Annotated in this window: 5 protein-coding genes; 3 read left to right on the forward strand and 2 right to left on the reverse strand. The window is 73.0% G+C overall.

Annotated elements, in window-relative coordinates; genetic code table 11:
* Positions 1-244: 244 nt before the first annotated feature.
* Positions 245-1465, forward strand: a complete 1221-nt coding sequence (locus tag WH07_RS29695; RefSeq protein ID WP_046506669.1) for a thiolase family protein — start codon at positions 245-247, stop codon at positions 1463-1465.
* Complete coding sequence (locus WH07_RS29700; RefSeq protein WP_046506672.1) at positions 1462-3588, forward strand: 3-hydroxyacyl-CoA dehydrogenase NAD-binding domain-containing protein; 2127 nt, start codon at positions 1462-1464, stop codon at positions 3586-3588. The genes WH07_RS29695 and WH07_RS29700 overlap by 4 nt, the downstream gene beginning before the upstream one ends.
* A gap of 135 nt (positions 3589-3723) precedes the next feature.
* On the opposite strand, the gene WH07_RS29705 is transcribed toward WH07_RS29700, so the two are convergent.
* The gene (locus tag WH07_RS29705) at positions 3724-4884 is read right to left on the reverse strand and encodes a hypothetical protein (protein ID WP_232789109.1); all 1161 of its coding nucleotides are present in this window, start codon (positions 4882-4884) and stop codon (positions 3724-3726) included.
* A 278-nt stretch (positions 4885-5162) separates the two neighbouring features.
* Here WH07_RS29705 and WH07_RS29710 point away from each other — a divergent pair, with 278 nt between their 5' ends.
* Complete coding sequence (locus WH07_RS29710) at positions 5163-5555, forward strand: PIN domain-containing protein (RefSeq protein WP_046506674.1); 393 nt, start codon at positions 5163-5165, stop codon at positions 5553-5555.
* Here the strand turns inward: WH07_RS29710 and WH07_RS29715 are convergent.
* A complete protein-coding gene (locus WH07_RS29715) occupies positions 5531-7060 on the reverse strand; it encodes a glycosyltransferase family 39 protein (RefSeq protein ID WP_046506680.1) in 1530 nt (509 codons plus the stop codon). The two genes, WH07_RS29710 and WH07_RS29715, sit on opposite strands and share 25 nt — an antisense overlap.
* Between the last annotated feature and the right edge of the window lie 10 nt (positions 7061-7070).

Here is a 7070-nt window from a genome sequence, read left to right on the forward strand (position 1 = left end):
CTGCTGGCGCGGGCGCTGTCCTCCGTACCGGCGGAGTAGCCGCGGGGCCCCGCGGGCCGGTGGCGACGGCCACCGGCCCCGCCCCGGCACCCCTCGTGGCCCCGGTACCGGCCCCGTAGTCGGCCCAGGCGGCAAAAATCGGGCAGGGGTGGGCGGGATGGTTACCGGCAAGTAGCATGGGATGTGGACGTACGCTCCGGCGTGCCCCGCAGCAGTGCCGTTCCCACCCTGGAGGAGAGCCATCGTGCCTCGTACCGTCAGGGACGTCGTCTTCGTCGACGGCGTCCGCACCCCGTTCGGCAAGGCGGGCCCGAAGGGCATGTACCACGAGACCCGCGCCGACGATCTCGTCGTGAAGGCGATCCGGGAGCTGCTGCGCCGCAACCCGGATCTGGACCCGGCCCGGATCGACGAGGTCGCCGTCGCCGCGACCACGCAGATCGGTGACCAGGGCCTCACCCTCGGCCGTACCGCCGGCATCCTCGCGGGGCTGCCGCAGTCCGTGCCCGGCTATTCGATCGACCGTATGTGCGCGGGCGCGCTGACCGCGGTCACCACAACCGCCGGCTCCATCGCCTTCGGCGCGTACGACATCGTCGTGGCGGGCGGTGTCGAGCACATGGGGCGGCACCCGATGGGCGAGGGCGTGGACCCCAACCCGCGGTTCGTGAGCGAGCGACTCGTGGACGACTCCGCCCTCTTCATGGGGATGACGGCCGAGAATCTGCACGACCGCTTCCCGCATCTCACCAGGCGGCGCGCCGACGAGTACGCGGTGCGGTCGCAGGAGAAGGCGGCCAAGGCGTACGCGAACGGCCTGATCCAGCAGGATCTGGTGCCGATCTCCATCCGCCGCACCGACCCCGCCGCGGGCGAGACCGGCTGGGGGCTGGCCACCGCGGACGAGCCGATGCGGCCGGGTACGACGCTGGAGGGGCTGGCCGGGCTGAAGACCCCGTTCCGGCCGCACGGAAGGGTGACGGCGGGCAACTCGGCGGGGCTCAACGACGGTGCCACCGCCTCGCTGATCGCCGCCGAGGACTTCGCGCGCGAGCAGGGGCTGCCGGTCAGGATGCGGCTCGTCTCGTACGCCTTCGCGGGCGTCGAGCCCGAGGTGATGGGGTACGGGCCGATCCCGGCGACGGAGAAGGCCCTCGCCAAGGCGGGTCTGTCGATCTCCGACATCGGGCTGTTCGAGATCAACGAGGCCTTCGCCGTACAGGTGCTGGCCTTCCTCGACCACTACGGCCTCGCGGACGACGACGAGCGCGTCAACCAGTACGGCGGCGCGATCGCGTTCGGCCATCCGCTCGCCTCCTCCGGCGTACGGCTGATGACGCAGCTCGCCCGGCAGTTCGAGGCACACCCGCAGGTCCGGTACGGGCTGACCACGATGTGCGTCGGCTTCGGCATGGGCGCTTCGGTCATCTGGGAGAACCCGCACTTCGACGGAGGCACCAAGTGAGCACCGCTGAACTCCTGAAGGGCGCGGCCGAGCTGTTCCCCGACGAGGTCGTGACCCAGGCGCACGTACGCCATCTCGACCTCCCGGCGGGCGCCGGGCGCTTCGCGCTGATCACGCTGGACAACGGTCTCGACCACACCAAGCCCACCACCTTCGGCCCGCAGTCCCTGGCCAATCTGGACGCGGCGCTCGCCCGGGTCGAGGCCGAGGCGGCCGAGGGCACCATCGTCGGGGTGGGGGTGACCGGCAAGCCGTTCATCTTCGCCGTAGGCGCGGACCTCAAGGGTGTGGAGCTGCTGAAGCGCCACGAGGACGCCCTCGCGATCGGCCGGGGCGGCCATGAGGTCTTCAAGCGGCTCGCCTCGCTGGCCGTGCCGACCTTCGCGTACTACAACGGCGCGGCGATGGGCGGCGGAGTCGAGATCGGTCTGCACTGCCGGTACCGCACGGTGTCGGCGGCGCTGCCCGCGTTCTCACTGCCCGAGGTCTTCCTCGGCCTGGTGCCGGGCTGGGGCGGCTGCACGCTGCTGCCGAACCTGATCGGCGCGGACCGCGCGGTCTCGGTCGTCATCGAGAACTCGCTCAACCAGAACAAGCAGCTCAAGGGCCCGCAGGTGCATGAACTGGGCATCGCGGACGCGATCTTCGAGGGCGCCGACTTCCTGGAGCAGTCGCTGCGCTGGACCGCGTCGGTGCTCACCGGCGAGCTGGAGGTCGTACGGCCCGCGGTGGACCGGGGCGAGGCCTGGGACCAGGCCGTGGCGCGGGGCAGGGCGTTCGCCGACTCCAAGGTGCACGGCGCGGCCCCGGCCGCGTACCGCGCGCTGGACATCATCGCCGCGGCCAAGGACGGCGATCTCCAGGCGGGCTTCGACGCCGAGGACCGGGCTCTCGCGGACCTGATCATGGGCGGTGAGCTGCGCTCGGGGATCTACGCCTTCAATCTGGTGCAGCGGCGCGCCAAGCGCCCGGTGGGGGCGCCGGACAAGGCGCTGGCCCGTCCGGTCACCAAGGTCGGGGTCGTGGGCGCCGGGCTGATGGCCTCTCAGCTCGCGCTGCTCTTCCTGCGCCGCCTCGAAGTCCCGGTCGTCCTCACGGACATCGACCAGGAGCGGGTCGACAAGGGCGTCGGCTATGTGCATGCCGAGATCGACAAGCTGCTGCTGAAGTCCCGTATCAACCAGGACAAGGCGAACCGGCTCAAGGGCCTGGTGTCGGGCGTGCTGGACAAGGCGGAGGGCTTCGCGGACGCGGACTTCGTGATCGAGGCCGTCTTCGAGGAGATGGGCGTCAAGCAGCAGGTGTTCGCGGAGGTCGAGGCGGTCGCCCCGGCGCACGCGATCCTCGCCACCAACACCTCGTCGCTGTCGGTCTCGGAGATGGCCTCGAAGCTGAAGCACCCCGAACGGGTCGTGGGCTTCCACTTCTTCAACCCGGTCGCGATCCTGCCGCTGCTGGAGATCGTGCGCGGTGAGCGGACCGACGACGCGGCGCTGGCGACGGCGTTCGGCGTGGCGAAGAAGCTCAAGAAGACCGCGGTACTGGTGAAGGACGCCCCGGCGTTCGTCGTCAACCGGATCCTCACCCGCTTCATGGGCGAGATCCAGAACGTCATCGACGAGGGCACACCGGTCCAGGTGGCGGAGCGCGCGGTGGAGCCGCTGGGGCTGCCGATGTCGCCGCTGGTCCTGCTGGAGCTGGTCGGACCCGCGATCGGGCTGCATGTCTCGGAGACGCTGCACCGCGCGTTCCCGGACCGCTTCACGGTCTCGGAGAATCTCGCGGCGGTCGTGGCGGCGGGCAAGCGCGGCTTCTACGTCTACGACTCGGGCGCGCCGGAGCTGGATCCGGAGGTCGCCGCGCTGCTCAAGCAGGGCGGTACAGTCCTGACGGAGGAGCAGACCCGGGCGCGCGTGCTGGACGCGGTGGCGCAGGAGATCGGTCTGATGCTGGCCGAGGGCGTCGTCGCGGAGGCGCAGGACATCGACCTCTGTCTGATCACAGGTGCGGGCTGGCCGTTCCATCTGGGCGGCATCACGCCGTACCTGGACCGGGAGGGCGTGTCGGAGCGGGTGAACGGCAAGCGGTTCCTGGAGCCGGGCCTGGCGAGCGTGCCGGCGTAGCGGCGTAGCGGCTCTGTCTGTTCCCGGGCGCCGGGCGGTCCGATTCCGGGCCGTCCGGCGCCCGGCCTGCGTTTGTCCGGCGCCCGTCCGGCGCCCGTCCCGTGTCCGGGGCGGAGGACAGCGGCGCCGGTCGTGTCAGACCTGTGTCCATGCCTCCAGGGCCAGGCCCGGTTCCGCCTTCTGACGGGCCAGGCGCAGGGTGCCGTCCTCGGTGAAGGCGGCCAGGACCACCCGGCCGCGGCCGTCCAGGGCCAGGGCCGGGGCGCCCGCGCAGGGTTCGCCGGAAGGGGTCCAGTGCAGGCCCGCGCCCTCGTTCTCGGTCGGGTACGCGGCGACGCGCGGGCGGCCGTCGGGGCCGCGCTGGGCGAGGATCGTGCAGTCGTGGCCGTCGACGGGGGTACGGAGCAGAGCCAGTGGGCCGGTGCCGGGGCCGCCCAGCGAGACGGGTGCGGTGCCGGGGCGCCAGGCGCGGACCGTACCGTCCCCGGGGTCGCGCCAGAAGTGGGTGAGCCGCCCCGGTCCGGTGCGCTCGGCGGTGAGTGTGCCGGGCGCGACGGCGGCCACGGGCTCTTCCTCGGCGCGTTCCAGGGCCGCTTCGGGCTTTCCGCGCAGCCAGCGCACCATGGAGTCCCCGGCGGGTACGAGCACTTCGATCGCGCCGTGGTCGGTGACGGCGGCGGCCGGCTCGCCGGTCAGTTCCGTCCCCTCGGCGTTCGCGCCGCCCCAGGCCTGCCAACGGCCGCTGGGCGCCTGGTGTTTGGCCGACAGGCCGCCGTTGGCGTTCCTCACGAACAGATGCACGGAGCCGGTGGTGTCCAGGACCGCCGAGGGCAGCCCGATCCTGGCGGCCTTCCCGTGGTCCTTGCCGTGCGGGTTGCCCAGGGAGTGCCAGTCCCGCAGTGGACGGCCCGTCTGGAACTGGACCGCGTGCACCAGATCCGTCTCGTCGGCGCCGTCGGCACGAGGACGTCTCCGCACCGCCAGCAGATGGACGAAGCCCTCGGCGCTCTGGGCGATGGACAGATACGGCAACAGACCCTGGGCTGCGAGCAGTTGAGCCTCCGACCAGTCGGGGCCGCCGGTCCGGGTCTCGGTCCTGCGGAGCACCCCCTCGGCCGTCGGCGCGTACGCGGTGAGCCTGCCGTCCTTGCCGCGCAGCAGCCAGCCGGCCGTGGCGGGCAGGGAGGTGTCGGCGGGGAGCGCGAGGGGCGTGCGGCTTGGCTCACGGGCGACATCGGCGGCCCCGCCCGTACCGTCCCCCGACCGTTTCGACGTCCGTCCGGACCTCGGTGTCATGGCCTGGCGCCACCTTCCCGAGCGCTGGAAACCCGGAGCCCGATGATACTCGCGGGTACTCCGGCGGGCCGGGTCCTGTCTGCCACATAGCGCCGTCCGCCCGCAGGGCGGGGCCTGCGGCGTCCGGTGCGTGCGATCGCAAGGCGGAGGATCAGCCGTGTACTGGACGTACTTGGCTGAGTCCGACAACGCGGCGAGCGTGCGTGCCGGGCGTCGCGGGCCAGGCGGGATGTGGCAGACAGGGCCCGTGAACCCTGACGCTGTGGCAGGCTGCCGGGATGCGTACGCAGCTCATCGTCGACGCGGCGAATGTGGTCGGTTCCGTCCCCGACGGATGGTGGCGCGACCGGCGCGGGGCCGCCGAGCGGCTGCGCGACTCGCTGGTGCCCTACGCGGAGAGCGGGATCGACGGCTGCCCGGGGCCGGTCGAGGTGGTACTCGTCGTCGAGGGCGCGGCCCGGGATGTGGCACCGGTGCCGGGGGTACGGGTCGAGCCCGCGCCCGGCAGCGGCGACGACCGGATCGTGGAGCTGGCGGCACGGGCCGAGGAGGAGGGCGCCGGGTGTGTCGTGGTGACGGCCGACCGGGAGCTGCGCCGCCGGGTGACGGCCCATGGGGCGCGCTGCGTGGGGCCCAGGACGGTGCGTCAGCCGCCGGGCGGGCGTCCGTAGAGTGCGTCGGTCTCCTGGCGGGCGCTCCCCGGTGAGCGTACGTAGAACACCGCGCCGTCGACCGTCGCCGGGAGCGGCTCGTAGTGCCGTGCCAGCAGCGCCCGGAGGGTGGGCAGCCGGTCCGGGGCGAAGGGCTTGCCGCGCGAGTCGTCGACGATCAGGGCCGGGGGCCGGTCGCGCAGTTCGGCGGTGAACACGGGCCAGGCGCCCGTCACACCGTACTTCTCGCCGACCCCGGGGCCGTCCCGCCCGCCGCTGTAGTTGGTGAGCAGACCGGCCGTCAGATAGCGGCTGGCGGGGGTCCGGTCGGCGAGCCAGTACGTCTCGGGGTGTATCCCCCAGACCAGGATCCGGTCGGCGGGCGCGGTCAGGGCCCGTACGGAGTCGGCGAGGCGCTGGGCGTGCGCCAGTTCGGGGCGGGGCGCGAGCAGGCCCCAGGTGAGGAACAGCACGCAGACGCAGCCCGAGGTGAGCAGTGCGGACGCGACGCGTTCGGGGTGCAGCGGGCGCAGGGCGGCGGTCGCCAGCAGGACCAGCGGCGGTACGAGTTGCAGGAAGTAGTGGCCGAAGAAGTGGAAGCCGGCCACGACGGCGACGGCCGAGGCGGCGAGCCACACCCACAGATCCGCGGTGCCTCGCCGGGCGCGGACGAGCGACGCGGGCAGCCCGGCGCAGGCGAGGCAGAGCAGGGCGGTGTTGGCCAGGCCCCGGAAGAGGACATGCAGCTCGGAACCGGTGAAGGTGGCGTACGCGGCCGAGCCGGTCACCGTCCAGAACAGAAAGCCGGCCGGGTCGGTGAGCAGGGCCGCGCCGAGGACCGGCAGCACGAGTCCGGCGGCCAGCCGCGGCAGTCCCGCCCGGCCGGCGGTTCCGGCTCCGGCTCCGCTTCGTGCGCTGTGGGCCGCGGAGTGCCGGAGCAGCCACAGGACGGGGACGAGGACGGCGCCGCCGGTCTGTTTCGTCAGCAGCGCCCCGGCGACCGCGAGTCCGGCCGCGCCCGGGCGGCCGCGGCCCGCACACCACATCGCGGCGACGGTGAAGGGCAGTATGAAGACCTCGAAGGTGGCGGCCTGGGTGTCCTCGGGGTTGAGGCCGGTGGCCAGCAGCGGGTGGAGGACCCCGGCGATCCTGCCCGCCCGGTCGCCCCAGCGGTCACGCGCCACGGCGGCGAGCAGGACGGCCGTGAGCAGATGGGCCAGCGCGGCGAGGGCCTTCATCGCGTACAGGGACTCGTCGCCGAAGAGCGCGAAGGCGGTCTCGTACAGCCAGGGCAGCAGCGGCGGCTTGCGGTCGACGACTGTCTCGTACAGCTCTCCTCCGTCGGCCAGTATCCGCGCCTGTACGGCGAGATAGCCCTCGTCGGGGCTCCACAGGAGGTGGCGGAAGGAAGGGATGCGGGTGACCAGGACGAGCAGGGCCAGGACGGGGAGGAGGCGCCGCCAGTAGCCGGTGGTACGGGGGGTCGCGGCCGGCGCGGTACGGCGGGCGGGCGGGCCGTACCGCAGGGCGGAGGGC

It is taken from the genome of Streptomyces odonnellii (assembly GCF_000981895.1).
Lineage (GTDB): Bacteria > Actinomycetota > Actinomycetes > Streptomycetales > Streptomycetaceae > Streptomyces > Streptomyces odonnellii.